The sequence below is a fragment of the Cohnella herbarum genome (assembly GCF_012849095.1).
GTDB lineage: Bacteria > Bacillota > Bacilli > Paenibacillales > Paenibacillaceae > Cohnella > Cohnella herbarum.
Window position 1 is genome coordinate 4,977,991 of record NZ_CP051680.1, and the last position, 16,989, is coordinate 4,994,979.

Annotated in this window: 14 protein-coding genes; 5 read left to right on the forward strand and 9 right to left on the reverse strand. The window is 51.6% G+C overall.

Going from position 1 to position 16,989, the window contains the following annotated elements:
- Nucleotides 1–13 precede the first annotated feature (13 nt).
- From HH215_RS21335 to HH215_RS21355, 5 genes are all read right to left on the reverse strand, one after another.
- Nucleotides 14–895: a carbohydrate ABC transporter permease gene (locus HH215_RS21335; protein WP_169281732.1), complete on the reverse strand. Its 882-nt coding sequence runs from the start codon at nt 893–895 to the stop codon at nt 14–16.
- Nucleotides 896–983: 88 nt separating this feature from the next.
- Nucleotides 984–2,315: an ABC transporter substrate-binding protein gene (locus HH215_RS21340; protein WP_169281733.1), complete on the reverse strand. Its 1,332-nt coding sequence runs from the start codon at nt 2,313–2,315 to the stop codon at nt 984–986.
- Between the two features lie 143 nt (nt 2,316–2,458).
- A complete protein-coding gene (locus HH215_RS21345) occupies nt 2,459–4,054 on the reverse strand; it encodes a response regulator (RefSeq protein ID WP_169281734.1) in 1,596 nt (531 codons plus the stop codon).
- Nucleotides 4,051–5,937 carry a sensor histidine kinase gene (locus HH215_RS21350; RefSeq protein WP_254450171.1) on the reverse strand — a complete coding sequence of 629 codons (1,887 nt, stop codon included), beginning with the start codon at nt 5,935–5,937 and terminating at the stop codon, nt 4,051–4,053. The genes HH215_RS21345 and HH215_RS21350 overlap by 4 nt, the downstream gene beginning before the upstream one ends.
- A gap of 36 nt (nt 5,938–5,973) precedes the next feature.
- Entirely contained in the window at nt 5,974–6,846 is an 873-nt protein-coding gene (locus HH215_RS21355) for a phytanoyl-CoA dioxygenase family protein (RefSeq protein ID WP_169281735.1), read from the reverse strand.
- 139 nt (nt 6,847–6,985) lie between these two features.
- On the opposite strand from HH215_RS21355, the gene HH215_RS21360 reads away from it, so the two are divergent.
- From HH215_RS21360 to HH215_RS21370, 3 genes are all read left to right on the forward strand, one after another.
- Nucleotides 6,986–7,834: an AraC family transcriptional regulator gene (locus tag HH215_RS21360; protein ID WP_169281736.1), complete on the forward strand. Its 849-nt coding sequence runs from the start codon at nt 6,986–6,988 to the stop codon at nt 7,832–7,834.
- Between the two features lie 143 nt (nt 7,835–7,977).
- On the forward strand, nt 7,978–8,493 hold the full coding sequence (locus HH215_RS21365; RefSeq protein WP_169281737.1) for a MerR family transcriptional regulator: 516 nt from the start codon (nt 7,978–7,980) through the stop codon (nt 8,491–8,493).
- 211 nt (nt 8,494–8,704) lie between these two features.
- A complete protein-coding gene (locus HH215_RS21370; RefSeq protein ID WP_254450172.1) occupies nt 8,705–9,553 on the forward strand; it encodes a polysaccharide deacetylase family protein in 849 nt (282 codons plus the stop codon).
- A gap of 73 nt (nt 9,554–9,626) precedes the next feature.
- On the opposite strand, the gene HH215_RS21375 is transcribed toward HH215_RS21370, so the two are convergent.
- Both HH215_RS21375 and HH215_RS21380 read right to left on the reverse strand, forming a co-directional pair.
- The gene (locus tag HH215_RS21375) at nt 9,627–10,235 is read right to left on the reverse strand and encodes a class I SAM-dependent methyltransferase (RefSeq protein WP_254450173.1); all 609 of its coding nucleotides are present in this window, start codon (nt 10,233–10,235) and stop codon (nt 9,627–9,629) included.
- 197 nt (nt 10,236–10,432) lie between these two features.
- Nucleotides 10,433–11,206, reverse strand: coding sequence for an SDR family oxidoreductase (locus HH215_RS21380; RefSeq protein WP_169281739.1), 774 nt, complete (start codon nt 11,204–11,206; stop codon nt 10,433–10,435).
- Between the two features lie 225 nt (nt 11,207–11,431).
- Between HH215_RS21380 and HH215_RS21385 the strand changes: the two genes are divergently transcribed.
- Nucleotides 11,432–12,433, forward strand: a complete 1,002-nt coding sequence (locus HH215_RS21385; protein ID WP_169281740.1) for a MerR family transcriptional regulator — start codon at nt 11,432–11,434, stop codon at nt 12,431–12,433.
- Between the two features lie 4 nt (nt 12,434–12,437).
- A complete protein-coding gene (locus HH215_RS21390; protein ID WP_169281741.1) occupies nt 12,438–13,127 on the forward strand; it encodes a class I SAM-dependent methyltransferase in 690 nt (229 codons plus the stop codon).
- 318 nt (nt 13,128–13,445) lie between these two features.
- On the opposite strand, the gene HH215_RS21395 is transcribed toward HH215_RS21390, so the two are convergent.
- Nucleotides 13,446–15,548, reverse strand: a complete 2,103-nt coding sequence (locus HH215_RS21395; protein WP_169281742.1) for a glycoside hydrolase family 36 protein — start codon at nt 15,546–15,548, stop codon at nt 13,446–13,448.
- Between the two features lie 89 nt (nt 15,549–15,637).
- Complete coding sequence (locus tag HH215_RS21400) at nt 15,638–16,954, reverse strand: ABC transporter substrate-binding protein (protein ID WP_169281743.1); 1,317 nt, start codon at nt 16,952–16,954, stop codon at nt 15,638–15,640.
- Nucleotides 16,955–16,989 lie beyond the last annotated feature (35 nt).

A 16,989-nucleotide genomic window follows, 5' to 3' on the forward strand; every position in this document is an offset into this window, starting at 1 on the left:
CTGCCGATCTGGATTATCTTGCGTTACGGGTACTCATCAACTGATTCAAGATGACGGTCGATATCAATGCCGCAACGATAATGAACGTTCCAATACTGTTCCCTACGCCGAAATTGTTGTATTTGAAAGATTCGTAATACAGCAAAGTCGTCGGAACGTCCGTTGCGCCGTTCGGACCGCCGTTCGTCATGACGAAGATTTGCCCGAACACCCTTAGCGATTGCGTAACCGCCAAGATCGAGAAGATTTTGATCGTTTCCTGCATCAACGGCACCGTAATGTACCGCAATTTCTTGAAGCCGGTCGCTCCGTCCAACGCCGCCGCCTCGTACAGATCCTCGGGAATGGCGACCAGTCCGCTAGCGAAAATAATCATGTTCAAACCGCAATAGATCCATGCGTTAACGATAACGACTACGTAGATGGCAATGGCCGGCTCCCCGAGCCAATCCCTCGTCCACGCGCTCATGCCGAGCACCGACATGACGGTGTTCACGAGCCCTCCGTCGCCCTTGAGCAGAAACTGCCACATTAACCCTACCGCGGTAAGCGGAAGAATGGACGGCATGAAGAAAGCGACTTTGAAAAACCGCGTGCCCTTTAACTTACTCGTAATGATAAGCGCAAAAGTAAACGCGATCGGTAAAATCAGAACGAACGAAGACACGATGAACACGCCGATATTTTTCAAGGAGCGATAAAACTCCGGCTTCTGGAACATCTCATCGTAATTGGCCCAACCCACGAATTCCAGCGGAACGCTCTTGATCCCGTTCCAGCTGAAGAAAGACATGTAGGCGGTTTGGAACATCGGAACGACGTACACGAGCGTGTATAACACGAATGCGGGCAGCAAGAAGGCTGCCGCAATCATATAAGGTCTTCTCTTCACCACTTGAATCCCTCCATGAGAACCCGAATCCGACCCTTAATAGATCATACCGCCCGAGAGACAGGCGGTATGATGGGTTTATAACATTCGATTATTTCGTATTGGAGTCCACGAAATTCTGGATCGCGTCCCCGGTTTTTTGCGGGCTGTTGCCTGCGAACATCCCTTGGATTTCATTGCGTGTTTTGTCCAACAGCTGCGTGATCGGGCTGTATTCCGTAATTTCGCCTTTGAAGTCTTTAGCCGTGTCGAGAGCAGCCATATATTGAACCGTGATCGGATCTATCGAAGCCGGATCTACGTCCATCTTCACCGGATAGACTCCGCCGCCGGTTTCTTTCATATACGCTTGGAACGCTTCTACCGAAGTCAAATATTTAAGCAATTTGATCGTCGCTTCTTGCTTGGCGCCCGTAGCCGCTTTGGATACCGAATATCCGCCCGCTCCGCCGAACCAGTTGTCTTTTAATTCCGGTTTGTCTTTGTAACCGGGGAAAGCGATAACGCCGATTTTGTCTTTGATCGGGGAAGCGGCCATTTGGGATAGAGCCCATACGCCTTCGAAGATCATCGCGCTTTTGCCTTCCAGGAACATCGTCGTTGCCGTATTGCCGTCCATCGTTACGATGTTTTTGCCGAATACGCCGGCATCTTGCCATTCCTTCATCGTTTGCAGCAAGGAAACCGTATCGGCATCGTTCCACTTAGCCGCGCCGCTGTTCAGATCCTGCGTTTTTTGGAATCCGTATTTCTTAAGAGACAGATTCGTGATCAAATGGCCTCCGCGGAAGTTTTCTTTCTCTCCCATGGCCATCGGCACTGCGCCCACGGCTTTGAACTTCTCGACGAGCGCCGGGAAATCTTCTACCGATTTAGGCACTTCCGCGCCCGCTTTCTCGAACAGTTCTTTGTTATAGTAAATGGCTACGCTGTAAAATTCGGTCGGAACGCCGAACGTTCCCGGGATGTCTTTGTATTTCCACGTGTCGAGCAACGGCAAGAAATCCCCTGCCCATTTTTTATCCGCGTCCAAGTACGGTTGCAGGTCCAACGCGACGTTCTTCGCGTATTCCTTAAACGTCTCGCCGCCGTAGTTCATCCAGATTTCCGGTAAGTTCCCGGTAGCCAAGCCCGTTTTGAACTTATTATTGAAAGCCGCTTCGTCGTTCAACGATTCGTCGACGACGGTAATGTTCGGGTTATCCGCCATGAACTTCTTAAGCAAATTTTGATAGGCGGTAACGGTAGGGCTCGTCCCCGCCGAACGGGTCATAATACGTATGGTTACTTTCTCGTCTTTGGCGCCTCCGCTTGCCGCAGGCTCCGACGAGTTGGAATTGTCGTTCGAGTTGCCGCATGCGGCCAGTACCGTCGACATGGCTAGAACGGATACGAGCGCGAATGAAATCATTTTCTTGTTCATGTTGAATTGCCTCCCCTTTGTTGTATGCGTATACAGTCGATGAAGACGTGTGTGTGTCGGCCTGACATAACGTAATTATAGGGAGGGTGACGCTCGCCGGAAATGTAATATCTTTACCGCAAGGGGAATATTTTTAACATCCGTTAATCGGGCGCGATAAATTTAGACGGGGAAACGCTGAAATGCTTCTTGAAGCATTTGCTGAAATAGTGAGTATCCTTGTACCCCACCGATTCCGCGATAAAGTAAAGGTTTTTGAAGCCTTGCTCGATTAATTCCTTAGCTTTCACCATTCTGCGCCGGGTTAAATATTCGACGACGGAATACCCCAGCTCGTTCTTGAATATCCGGCTAAGATAGCTGGGATTGACGAAGACGCTTCCGGCGATATCCGCCAAATCCATCTCCGAGTCGGCGTAATTGTCGTCGATGTATTGCTTGGCTTTGCCGACTATCTTGGCGGGCGTCGATTGCTTTACGCTGCTGGCCCGGGCGAGAACGTTCGCATATTCGCCCCGCACCCATTTCTCGATTTCATCTATCGTTTCCAATTCGTCCGCAAGCCGCATCGGATTAAACGGATCGTTATTGTCGGCGTCGGCGTAAACCTTGTTCTCGGCGGCGAATATATTTAATGTCGCCATCAACTCGTAGATCATCGAGTATAGCATTTCCACGGGTTGCCGATTGGCCGTCAACGTTTCGAACCCTTTATGCAATTGCTCTTGAATCGCCGCGGCGTCGCCCAATCTTAATTGGATGATCATATTATCCCGAATATGGGACAGGTCGTCGGATATTTTCTTATTCGGGAGTTCATTCCACAGAATGACTCTGTCGCGCCCATAGATCGTTTTGTGCCTAATCGCCCTTACCGCTTCTTTGTACGATACGGCAATGCCCGCGATATCCTCGACGCCCGGCCCGATGCCCGCCGTCACCGTAAACTTCAGGAACTTTCTTATCGCCTGAACGGCTTCCGCGCTTGCTTTCGACAAGATATCAAGTCTTTCATCCGCGGAATAGCCCTCCGGCATTCCGACGATCAGAACGACTCGGTCTTCCTCGTCGTAAGTCGATTCGAAATGCATGAAGCGGTTCTCCGCGAATATCTCGTTGCTTATATTCGCCGCCGCGAACCTTTTCCATAAGGGATTGCGCTCCGCGCCTATTCTGTCGATGCTGAAGACGACGACGAACAGCGAATCTCCGGTCAGATTCGGGCAGTACGCGCGAAATTTGTCCCGATCGCGCTCGGCGACTTCGCCCTCCATGCAAGCCTGAAGAAAGTTCCGCTTCAGAATGCTGTCGCTCTCCACCATGCTCATCTTCATGTGAGCGTTCTGATGCTTCTGCATCGTATCCGATTCGATGCGGTTTCTTAGACGAAGCAGCACTTGCAACAGCTCTTCCATATTGATCGGCTTAAGCAAATAATCGGATACGCCTGCTTGAATAGCGGTTTTCGCGTATTCAAAGCTGCTATAGCCCGTGAGAATAACGATCTTCAAGTCCGGATGGCTGATCTGCGCCGCTTGCGCGAATGCCAAGCCGTCGATGATCGGCATGTTGATGTCGACGATCGCCAGTTGCGCCGGGATATGCTCGAGGATCATCAGCGCGTCTTCCCCGTTGGCCGCTTCCCCTGCGATTTCATACCCGAGCTCGCCCCAATCCACGCATATTTTCAATCGTTCCCTGACCAAATATTCGTCGTCGACGATAAGCACCTTAATCATTCCGCGTTTCCTCCCTTGTCGATCGTCGGCAACGCAATCGTAACCGTCATGCCTTCCCCGTATACGCTGCGGATTTCGAGTCCGTATTCCTGGCCGAAATACAGCTTGATCCGCTCGTCCGTTACCTTTAACCCGAACCCGCCCGTATTTTTGTTTTTATCCTGATTCGTATCTTGCGGGTTAAAGATGGTTTCTAGCTTTTCCTTCGGAATACCGACCCCGTTATCGCTGACGGAGAGGATCAAACGATCTTCCACGATCCTGCCCGCAATGTCGATATGGCCTTTGCCCCGTTTATTCTTCAGGCCGTGATAGATGGAATTTTCCACGATCGGTTGAAGCAATAGCTTGATCGTATTGTAATGAAATACGACCGGATCGATGTCCATCGCGTACGTCATTTGATCTCCGTAACGGATTTTCAGAATTTCCAAATACGTTTGCGTGATGACGATCTCGTCCTCCACCGTAATGATCGCGCTGCCCTTGCTAAGTACCCCGCGATAGAACTGGGCCAGTTGATTAACGATTTTAACGACGTCCGCGTTCCGTTTCAAGTCGGCAAGGCCGCATATGCTCTCCAGCGTGTTGTATAAGAAGTGCGGGTTGATCTGCGATTGCATGACGGCAAGCTCGTATTCTCTCTTCTGCCGCTGCTCCTCGATGATATTATTCATCAACAGCTTCGTGTTGCCGACCATTTTGTTGAATTCCTTAGCCAAGGCGCCGATCTCGTCCCTCGACTTGATGTTCAGCTTAACGTCGAGATTGCCTTCCTGCACGTCGCGCACCGTTTCCTTGATGACGTTCAGCGGTCTCGTAATCGATTTGGAGATCAGGATGGTAAGGATCACCGCGGCCAGCACGAACAAAGCGCCGATTCCGATGAATTTCTCGGTCAGAACTTGGTTGTCTTTCGTTATTTCGTAGATCGGAACGGTTCCGATGATGACCCAATCGAATCTCGGGTAACTTCGGGAGACGACCAAATAATCTTGTCCGTCCATACGGAACACTTTCCCGCCTTCGTTGTCGAGCGCCCACGGGAAATAATCGTAATTGCTGATCGAGGTATAGAGCTTGTCCTTGCGGGTATCGGAGGCCACGATTCCGTTCTTGTTCACGATGAAAATATTCCCGCTCGTCCCGATGTCGATATTGGAAAACTGGTTGGCGATATATCTTTCGTCGATGGATAACTGGAGGAGACCGAGGGGGACCCCCGTTTTGGAGGAATTAAACTTCTGAAACAAGGAAATGACGTTACGGCTGTCGTTTCCTTTCAAATAATTGCTCTCGTGGGTATTCTGCCATTCTACTCCGTACATGCTGTTCGCGAACTTCTTGAAATAGATGTCGCTGACATTGCGAATGTTACCCAAATTTCCCGAATCGTAAATGTTGTCATGTAGATCATATAAGATCAAGGAATCGACGAAGGTTTTGGAGTCCACGATATTCCGCAACGATTCCTGCGTCGCGTAATATTTATTGTAATTTTCAAGCTCGTTCGTCGACTGGGGCGCGCCGATCACGTCTTGGATCGTATTGTTCGTGATCGCGATTTTGGAGTAGTTTTCGGCGTTATCGAAAATGATTTCCAGCTTCTCCGATACCAGCTTCAGATTTTGCGCCGTATTTTCGATCGCTTTGCCGATCAAGATGCCCGAAGAGATTCGGAACGCGATCACCGCGAGCAGAATGATCAGAACGGATAACGCCAGCATGAACGACAGCGTTATTTTCTTATTAATGGACAAGGAGTAGTAATAATCCGTAAGCTTCTTTCCGATGGACAAGGGCAATTCTCCGCCTTCCTCTTCTAAGATGTCGGATACGCAAAAAGAAGGTGACGGCTCACCTTCTTTTTTTGCGTATTTCATAACCCCGCCGCCGAACGTCAGCTTGTTAGTCCGGCTTTACTCCGGGGAATGCTCATTCCTATTGTGCAACCAATCTTCCAATGTCGCAACCCTGTCCGGATATTCATAGCTGCGGGCCAAGAATCCCGCGCCATGATTCGCCATCGGATCTTGGTCGGTCGGCTGGTATCTCAGGTCTACGCTCCAACGGATGCCGTCCGATTGATTCGGCGTGGACATATGAAGCAAGCGGTCATTAAACAAGATGGCGGTTCCCGCCTTGACGGGAAGAGCTACCGTGGGCGCTTTGCCGATCTGCTCATCCTTTAAGGCCGTATAGCCCGTTCCCGTCGTCGACTCCTCGTGCCACTTCAACAGCTTTTTCCGATGCGTACCCGGCTTCAGATGCAAACAGCCGTTCTCAAGCGTAGCGTCCACGAACGAAATCCACACGGTGATGACCGGATTCGAATTGGCGTCCGGCCAGTACGACTTGTCCTGATGCCACGGAACGGCTCCCGCCGCGACTCCGGGTACTTTGGGACGAACGTTATAGACAGGATTGCTGAAAATCTCTCCGCCTATGAGCGACTCGACCGCGTCGAGAATCTTCGGATTGCTCATCAGTCGATAATAGCCGGGAATCCGGTCGCGCCAGCTTCTGCCGTATTTCAGAAACTCTTTGTCCGTCATTCCCTTGAATAACTCCGATAAGCGATATTCGAACGGTAGGTTCTCCAATTTATCGGTAATCATTCCATCCCCGTAAAGCTCGTCGGCGATCCAAGATACTTTCTCCATCATCGCTTGCTTCGGCGCCTGCATATCTTCATCCGACAATAAATCCGTCAGCACGACGTAGCCGTTCGTATGATAATGCTCCAGTTGGTCTTTGTTAAGATTTCCTCCGGAACGTTGCCTATTATCCATATCGATAACCTCCATAAAGTTTATCTTCTAACTGGATTCATTGTATCATTAGGGTTAGCTATTGGATTTGAACGACATTCCAATCATTTGTACGAATTTCCGCTAAATTATCGCAAGATGAGATGGGGAGTCCGATAAATTGAAGACACTGGCAGAAATCGCTCCGTTTGTCCGCTTAGCGCTTCCGTGGTCCTATATCGGAGAGGCTGCCGAAGGCACGCGCGTCGGATACGCTTATGCTTTTCATCTTTTCACCGAGGGCAGAGGGCATGTCCTCGTCGAGGGTACGACCTACGCCGTAGAGAAAGGCGCGCTCCTGTTCATTCGGCCGGGACAAGTCCACTCCTTCCATCATCAACCTGGATTTGCGATGGAATCTTACAACGCTTATTGCGACTTCTGGGAGAAACCGACCGCGTTGAACCCGCGTTTCGCTTTTCACCCCGCGCCCCCCGAGCCGTCGCTCATGACCCGAATCGAGGGATGCCCGGAGTTGGATTCGTTACCTACCAAATGCTCGCTCACTCCCTACCCCTATCTCGTAGAACTGTTCATGCAAGTCTCCAAATCGTTCGAATCCGCGCATTATGCCCAACAAATTACCGGCAGCTTAATGCAGGCTTTCTTATTACGTTGGTATAACAGCTTCACAAGCCCGAACCCCAGCGATTATCGTATTTTGAGAATCACGGAGGAAATGGAACGGCATCCCGAACGACAGACGAGTTACGAGCAATGGTGCGAAAAATGCAATTTGGAGAAATCGCATTTCTATAAGCTGTTCAAGAAGGAAACCGGAATGACGCCGAAGGAGTATTTGCTCAAGATGAAAATGAAAAAGGCGATCGTTCTGCTGCAAGAGAGCAGGCAGTCGATCACCTCTATCGCGGATCAGCTCGGTTACGACTCGATCCATTATTTTTCCAAACAATTTTCCGCCTTCTACGGGATTAGCCCCTCCCGATTTCGTTCCGAGACTACGATATAGCCGTTTCGAAATAGCGATCGTCGCGAAATACCACTTTGTTTGACGAACGCGCACTACCTTTGTCGCAGGTGCAGGGAGCAGGCAACGAGTCTCGAATTTAGGTAAAACAATGCCTGCGAAATGGAGTGGTTAACCTGAATACGATGAAAACGAAGGACGCGGCTATACTGCTGGACGTCAGCCAAACGACAGTCAAAAGATGGGCCTCCCAATACCCTGCCAGCTTCCACAAGGATCGGTTAGGTCACTATATCTTCACCGGCCACCAAATTAACATGCTTCTATATATCAAAGAACAGATCGAGCAAGGCGGAACCTTGGATCAAATCGCGTTGCCCGTTAGTCTCCCTCTCTCTTCCCCTGAGAAAGCGGAGACGGATCCTATGCCGAAGGACAATAGCGAGCTTCTCTCCCGCATCCGCGAAATCGAACGCTCCGTAGGGCAGAAGGCCGACGAAGTCGTCTCCGCGCAAGTTCTTCAGCATCGGGCGGAGCTCGACGAGTTGCGTCAAATGGTTGCCCAGCTCGCTGCTACCATTGAAACGCTGAACGGCAAAGGGACTAAGCCGCCCGTTCAACACGGTGAATTTCGTCTGCCGATCGTTAAAGAAACCCCAACTCCGGCCAAAAAAAGAAGGTTTTTCCGCTCTTTTTTCTGAAAAGGGACAACCTATCGATTTTTTGACAAAACATTTAAAAATCCGATATTTTCCTCTAACTTTTTCTGTTCTGTTACGTCTAATAAGATAACCAAAAAGAACAGATAGCGATATCGGTCAGCGCAGGCGGGGATGGGGATCTCTCCTGCGCGGATCATCCCCGAACGCCTCTCGTTTCTGAATGGAAAGAGCAATAGTGGAGGAACGGGCAATGCGGGGAAAACTAACAAAAAGAAGGCATACTTTGCTAGGTATGCTGGTATTCATCATGCTTGCGGCTTGTTTAAGCGGCTGCTCGCTGCTGCAAGCCGAGGCGGCTTCTCCGGAAGCAGCGCCAGGCGAGACGAGCTCGACGGAAACTGCTCCTCCAACGAACGCGGAAGCTCAGCCACCGACGGATCATGTACTGCCGCCTACGCCCTCCCCGACGGACAAGGAGAATAACGAGCACCGAAAACTTATCGCTTTGACTTTCGATGACGGCCCGGACAGCAAGTACACGACGCAAATTTTGGATATTCTAGCGGAAAACGACGTGAAAGCCACTTTCTTCGTTGTGGGCACTCAGGTAGGCAAATACCCGGAGGTCGCGAAACGAATCGTCGAGGAAGGCCATTCCATCGGCAACCACTCTTGGTCGCATAGCGACTTAACTAAGTTGTCCGAGAAAGCACGCAATAAAGAGATCGACAGAACCCAGCAAGCCATTATCGAAGCTACCGGCAATACTCCTCATCTTCTTCGGGCTCCGTACGGAGCCATATCGAAAACGGTGTTGAATTCGATTCACGGCTACGACATGAAACATGTGTACTGGACCGTAGATACGCGGGATTGGGCGGGTACCCCCGTCGATGAGATGCACCGGAACGTAATGACCAATGCCGGCAAAGGCGGGATCGTGCTTATGCATTCCTTCGGTGGCCGCAAGCACGCCATCGAGCATACCGTGAAGCTTCTGCCGTCTATTATCAAAGACTTGAAAGCTAAGGGTTACGAGTTGGTTACGGTCGACGAATTGATCGCATCGGGGCAATACTCTCAATCCGTTATTAAATAGTATAAGCATAAAAGGTTTCCAAAGGCCGAACGTCTATCCCGCGAAAGGATGGAAGTTCGGCCTTTTATGTTCGTTACGATGAGAGTCGCGTTTCCTCTAGCGGCTTCTTATACACGTAAATGCGGGTCCGGTAGATATCCTTGCAAATAATCGTCTTCTCCGGCTTCCAACCCGGAAGGGCGAAGCAGACGCTAACGATGCTCGCTCCGGGCGCCAATTGCTCCGCCAGCAGCGGGCCAAGCCGTCTCATCGCTCCAGGGTACAGGTAGAAGACGACCGCTTGGGCTTCCCGATAGGAGATGCGATAAATATCATCCCTGAGGAAGGTTACGAGAGGAACAGCGTCACCTGCGGTGCCCGCAACCGGTCGAACTCCGAACGTCAGCCACGCCGCGATTCGGGAGAACGCGAGCGGCAACGGCGAGTTCTCCACGCCCCGTACGCGCCATCCTTCGCAATGTTTGGCAAGATAGACGCCCAGCGTCCCCCACCCCGATCCCGCTTCCACGAGCAGACCGCCGTCGCCGATTCCGTTCACTTCCTCGGCTACGGCTCGCCTGACCCGCAGAGACGAAGGCATCGGGGTAATCCCGTTCCTCCAGCTCATCCAGACGATGGAGAGCGCGGCGGTAAGAACCGTAATCACGATTACGAGAGAGATAGTTTCATATAATCCGATCACCCTATAAACCTCGCATTTCCGCATAGATGCCTGATCCAAGCATAAACGGCTATCGCCGTCCTTCGGGATGGCGGGTGAACGGTTATGTCGGAGGAGATTCGGATATGGATAACGAATTATCCATTCTGAATCTCTTAGTAATCAGATTACATTCCTCTAGGATGGAACGCAAGGATCGTATTGCTTATTCACGATTATCATCCGGCGAACGTGATCGGTGAACGGTTCGGTTCCTCTATTCCTCTACCAATCCAGTTTTCCGTTATCGTTGTAGAACCCCCCGAACGCACGTCATCCGGCAGGGTAGCTAGCTTAACCGCCGTATACGCGCCTTCGATGGGCGTTCTCGATCCGGCGAAATTGGTCAAGCTCGTCGCGCAATAACCGGGATCCGCGGAGCTCACTTTAATCCCCGTATCCCTTAGTTCATTCGCGAAAAATACGGTAAGCGCGTTGACCGCGGTTTTCGAGGAATTGTAACCGAGCATCAGGAATGAGGCGAGCTCGAAATTCGGATCGCTGTTCAAGCTTAACGAGCCCAGCGAGCTGGACATGTTCACGATCCGTCCGCCCGTGGAATTGCGAAGCAACGGGAGCATCGCCTTCGTGACCCGGAATACGCCGAATACGTTCGTCTCGTAAACCTGTTTCATCGTCTCGATATCCAAGCCGCTCGGAGGATCTTCAGGCAGAAAAATCCCCGCGTTATTGACCAGGATGTCCAATTTTCCGAAGGCGTACGTAATCATAGAGTAAGCTTGATCAATGGAGCGCTGATCGGTGACGTCTATCTTGACGAAATGAGCATCCACGCCTTGCGCAACGAGTTTTCCCGCCGCTTCCTTGCCCCTTCCCTCGTCCCTTGCCCCGACCAGAACGGTTATGCCTCTCTCTCCCAGTTGCCGGCAAATCTCGAAACCTATTCCTTTATTTGCCCCTGTTACGAGCGCGACTTTGACAAGATCCCTCATTTCGACTCCGTTCCTCCCATTTCGATCTATTATTTTCCGACCCTTCCAGTATATTTTTCCGTTAAACTCGCTCCAAGTGAGCGCCGTCACCACTTTGGTCATTAATTAAATGACAGATATGCATGACTTGTCTTGCTGCTATGGAGATAAAATCAAATCGTACCCTAGCCCCCTTTACATTGACGCAAGGTCAACGTTTACAATGAGAATATAGGGGTGATCGATATGAAGATCAAGGAAGTGGCGGTTAAGCTGAACCTCACTCCGAGAGCGGTCCGTCTGTACGAGAAGAAAGGTCTGCTGTCTCCCTCCAAGCAACCGGACAACCGTTACAGGACCTTCACGGAGCAAGACGTATGGAGATTGCAGACGATAGTGTCCCTGCGGGAAGCCGGGATGTCGTTGACGGATATTAAGACGGCTTTGGAAAAATGGGACGAGAACGACACGGAGGAGCTTCAATACTATCTCGAGCTGCAACGGTCGGCCATGGTTTCGGAGTGGCTGCGGATCAAGCAAGCGATCGAGACGACCGAGCGAATGATCGGACTGCTTAAGACCGATCGCTCCCTGCCTCTCGGCCATATTTTTCGATTGGCGGAAGCTTCCAAGCAACGGAGAGAGCAACGCGGCAACTGGATAGATAAGTGGGATTACAACCGGTTGGCGCCGACCCACGACGAACGGGTTTCCGTGAATTCCGGGTACTACGCGGATTATGAGCAAACGCTGGAATTCATCTTACGGAAGATACATCCGGCAGCCGGGGAAGAAGGATTGGATATCGGTACGGGAACCGGCAATTTGGCGGCGAAATTCATCGAGCGGGGAGCTGTCATGTCGGGCGTCGATCAGTCCAAAGAGATGCTCCGTCTTTGCCAGAAGAAACACCCTTCGTTGGAAACCAGAATCGGTAACTTCCTAGCCCTTCCCTATTTAGAGGAACAATTCGATTTCGTCGTATCCAGCTTTGCTTTTCATCATCTCGGACCCGAGCAGCAGTTGCTCGCATTGGAAGAAATGCGCAGAGTGATTAAACCCCGCGGAAGAATCTGCATCGCCGATCTTATGGAAGCGGCGGAAACGGAAGCTAGCCAACGTCGGACCGAATCCGACTATCCCGAAGTCCACGTGCTCGTGGATTGGTTCGCGGCTAACGGGTACCGAACGGAAGTACATCGGATGAATGAACTACTTCATATTCTTTACGCATTTAAGGAGGATTGAACAGATGCCTAACCACGAGAAGATCTATGATCAGGAAGCATCGCAATACCATGAATTAATCGCAAGGCAGCCTGAGTTGCGCGGAATCATCGAGGAAATCCGACCGTTGGACGGCGGACTCGATATCGTAGACATGGGTGCGGGCACGGGCAGATTAACGACCGTTCTCGCCCCGGGAGCCAAGTCCATCGTCGCTCTAGACGCCGCGGAGGCTATGTTGAAGATTACAGCCGAACGCCTGCAAGAGAGAGGACTAACCAACTGGACGACGCAAGCGGCCGACAATCGCAAGCTTCCGCTTCCCGATCGGAGCGCCGATCTTATCGTCTCCGGCTGGAGCATCTGTTACTTAACGAACTCGAACGTGCCGGAGTGGGAGCACAATCTAGAGGGAATCATCGGAGAAATCAAACGCGTACTAAGGCCGGGCGGAACGGTTGTTATTCTCGAAACGTTAGGCACGGGCCACGAGACCCCTTCCGCTCCGGACTTCCTGCAGCCTTACTATGCCCGATTGGTGAATACGTACGGCTTCTCTCACCGTTGGATACGCATGGATTATTCGTTCGACGATCTGTCTCAGGCCGAGCGGTTAGCCCGCTTCTTCTTCGGAGACGAATTGGCGGATGAAGTTATCCGGCAACAGCTCGTAACGTTGCCCGAGTGCGCCGGCGTTTGGTGGCTTCAGGTGTAACTGGGGATGCGAAAGCACCAACTTCCTCACATCTTAGAAACTGAATACGGTTCACGCCGAAGCGACTGTTCTTAAATTAGCGCGCGGTCACTGGTTTAACCCGTGTTACATTCCACACTGATACTGAAAATCTAAGTGTAAAATGTACAATTAGATTGACTTGAATTCCTCATTCCCACCTTCTAAATGTAAAACATACACTTAGATAGATTGAATTTGCGTCCAATCGAAATATTCGCTTGAACTAGTTGTATGTTTTACACTTAGTTGCTTAGAGAGAGTAAAGCTTCCTAAACTAGTTGTATGTTTTACACTTAGTTACTTCACCCGAAGCTCGAACAATCTCGCGGTCTTAGCCGACGGCAGACGAACCGTCAGTTCCCCGCGCTCGTCGTTCCAACTCCAGTCGGTGTCCACGCCTTGCGGGTAAGCACAACGGATACCCGCCGTCGCCCTCAACCCGACAACCTGCCCGAGCGGCAACTGAATCTCCGCCGCGTCTCCGCCGACTCTCCATACCGCCAAGTAAACGCGATCCTGATGGCGGAGACCGAAGCTAACCCAATCGTCCTGCTGCGTTGGCAGTCCCAGCGGCCAGAAAGGAAGAGCCTCGCGGATATCCTGCCGGATCGTCTTGTAGTAATCGAGCGCTTCCTTGACCAAATCTCTCCGACGCGGACTTAATTCCGCCAAGTGGCCGCTCTGATGCACGCGAAGCAGCAACGCGTTCACCATGTTGAAGATGACTTCCTCGTCATCTCCCTCGCGCAACGGGTAAGACCATATCGCCGATTGCTCCGGCGTCAATGCAGCCGGGGAGCTGGCCGCGATGGCCGCGTAGTTGGCGTAGTTTTCTTGATCGCTCGTAGACTGTATGCTGTGTCGACTTAACATGGCGTAGTCCATTCTCATGCCGCCGCTCGAGCAATTCTCGATGACCAGCTCGGGATACCGCTCGAAGATGCCGTCCAGCCAAGCCAGATAAGCCCGGTTATGCTGAAGCAATCCGTCTCCGACGCTATCGGCCGCAGCTTCGGTTCCGATGCCGGCATTGATGTTGTAATCCATCTTAATATAGCCGACTCCGTAATCCTCGACCAACCTGCGAATGACTTCCGTCGAGTGGGCGATAACGGCCGGATTGCGGTAATCGAGCTGATAGCGACTGCGATCTTTCACCCGAACGCCGTGCCGCATGAAGAACCAATCGTCATCCGCATCCGCCAACTTCGGACTGTTAATGCCCATGACTTCAAGCTCCAGCCACAACCCCGGAATCATGCCTTTGCCGCGAATATAGTCGAGCACGTACTTAATGCCTTCCGGGAATCGTTCCGACGATGGGAGCCATTCCCCGACTCCGTCCCACCATTCACCCGGAGCGTACCATCCTGCGTCGATACAGAAATATTCGCAGCCTACCTCTGCCGCGGCATCGATCAACGGCAGCAGCTTAGCCGTCGTTGGCGATCCCCACAAACAGTTCATGTAGTCGTTGAAAATAACCCGAAGCTCGCGGTTATCGTCGTTCTCCCGGCGAATTCGGCGTCTATAAGTCGTTAATTCCGCGATCGCTTGCTCGAAACCGCCGTTTACGGCGCCGACCGCCACCGGCACGGAGACGAACTCCTCGCCCGGCTGAAGCCTTTTCCACCAATGATTATCATGCTCGGTAGGACCGCTGATCAACAAAGTCAAGAGATCGACTTGATCGATGATTTCCCAATGCCAAGAGCCGTTATGCTCGATCTGCCAGAATAAGCTCGTTCCCGCTTCCTTGTTCTCCAGCACCGCCATCGGAATATGCTCCGACGCGGACCATGAGCCCGTATTGCTGCACGACACCCGCTTCGACCCGCGGTCGATAACATGCGACAGTCCCAGCTCGGGAAGCGTGTACGTTCTCCATTGCAGTTCGCTTTGCCAACCGTTATGCGCAAGGGAGATTTTCATTTTCTCGTCGCGATCCGCGGCTCCTTCCTTGTCCAAGCCGGTAAGCGCAAACGAAGAAACATACTCTATTCCGACCGTGTCCGCGCCTTCGTTCTTAAGGACCGTCCAACTGCGTAAAGCCTGGGCGCCATCGTAAAACTGAAAATGCTGTACCGCCAGCAAACCCGTTACCGGATCCGAAAGTCTCATTTCGAGCTTCCTGCCGATCTCGTTACGCGTATCGGAATGCCCTGCATAAGTCATGCGCAATCCCGGATAGGTCGCCCGATGCGTCCGGCCATGATACTCCGCACGATCTTCCCCGGTTAGTTGGAGCTCCATTAATCGAAAGCCGACTTTCTGCGCCTCTTCGACGATTCCCGGTTCCTTCGGATTCGCTCCGAAATGCAACAATCTGACGTCTCCCGCTTCCGTAATCTCGAAATCCAAATGCAGCCCGTTTTCCGTAATCCCCAAAGCTTTGCTCATATCGCCCACTCCCATCTTCTTCATCACGGTTTAATAATAAAAGCCTCCAACCCCACGGCTAAGTGGTATTGGAGGCCGGATCGTGCCGCTTATTGCGCTGAACCGAATTGGATCCACGCTTTCTGGATTTCGTCGACCGCTTGATCCTTCGTTTTGCTGCCGCCAATATAGGCTTGCATCAATTCGCCGAATTTCTGATGGAAAGTATCGAGCGAGTAGTTAACCGACAGATCTCCGGATTTCTCCGTTTTGAGGATTTCTTCCATTTGCTTAGGCATATCCAGATCCGGCATCGGAGCATCCTTGATCGGAGGAATTACCTTCGCTACGTTAGAGAACCACGCTTTGCCGTAGTCCGAAGTGTACAACCAGTTGAAAAATTCGACCGTTTCTTTCGCTACTTTGGAATCTTTGTTGATCCGAAGAGCTTGGTCGGCGCCCGTGATGATCTGGGATTGCTCGGCTTTGTCGCTGACCGGGTAACCCATGATGCCCAGTTCGAAATCAGGGTTGATCTTCTTGATCGCTTCTTCGTCCCATGCGCCTTTACCCGTCATGAATGCCGCTTTACCGGAAGCAAAATCGCTTACTTCGGCATTGCTATCGCGCTCAAGCGGTTTATCCGTTCCGTGCTTAACCGTTAGGTCGATAAAATCGAAGAAGTTAGTGTAAAGAACCGGATGGTCTTTGAACGTTGTTTTGCCCGCAATGAACTGATCGACAAGCTCTTTCGGCGCGATGTTCGCATCTTGAGCAGCCGCGTCTACAAAGTGTTGCGCGATATGTTTCCATACCCACCACTCTTTATAAGCGTTCGCGAATGGCGTGATGCCTTTGGCTTCCAGCTTCGCGATCGCGTCGGCTAGCTCGGCAGTCGTCTTAGGCGGATTCGCGATACCCGCATCGGTTAGCAATTTCTTGTTGTACATGAGTACGAACAAGTTACCCTTGACAGGAAGACCAAGCACCTTGCCGTCGGTAGAGCTCATATTCGAACGGACCGCATCGGTCATAGCCGCCGCTAGAGGCTCGTTCGTCAGATCCGCGCTGTATTCCGCGAAGGTGTCGATATCTCCGCCCGCCGTCGTCTGGAACACGTCCGGCGTCGTGCCGGCCGCGATTCTCGATTTCAACACCGTGTTGTAATCGGCTTGCATGATTTCCAGGTTGATCGTTACGTTAGGTTTAACTTTCTTATATTCCGCGATATAGGCATTAAAGGCTTCCGTGTATTCGGGAGAGGCTGTGAACATGTTGATCGTGACCGGCTTGGACGAATCGCCGCCGGCAGTCCCCGTTGCGGTTGCGCCGCCTTCGTTCGCCGCGTTGTTGTTACCTCCGCAAGCAGAAAGTATTCCCGCCATCAGCGCTAAACTGACGGACAGAGCTCCAAATCTTTTTAACATCGTATTGCCCCCGTTTCGTGTTTGAATATTCGACT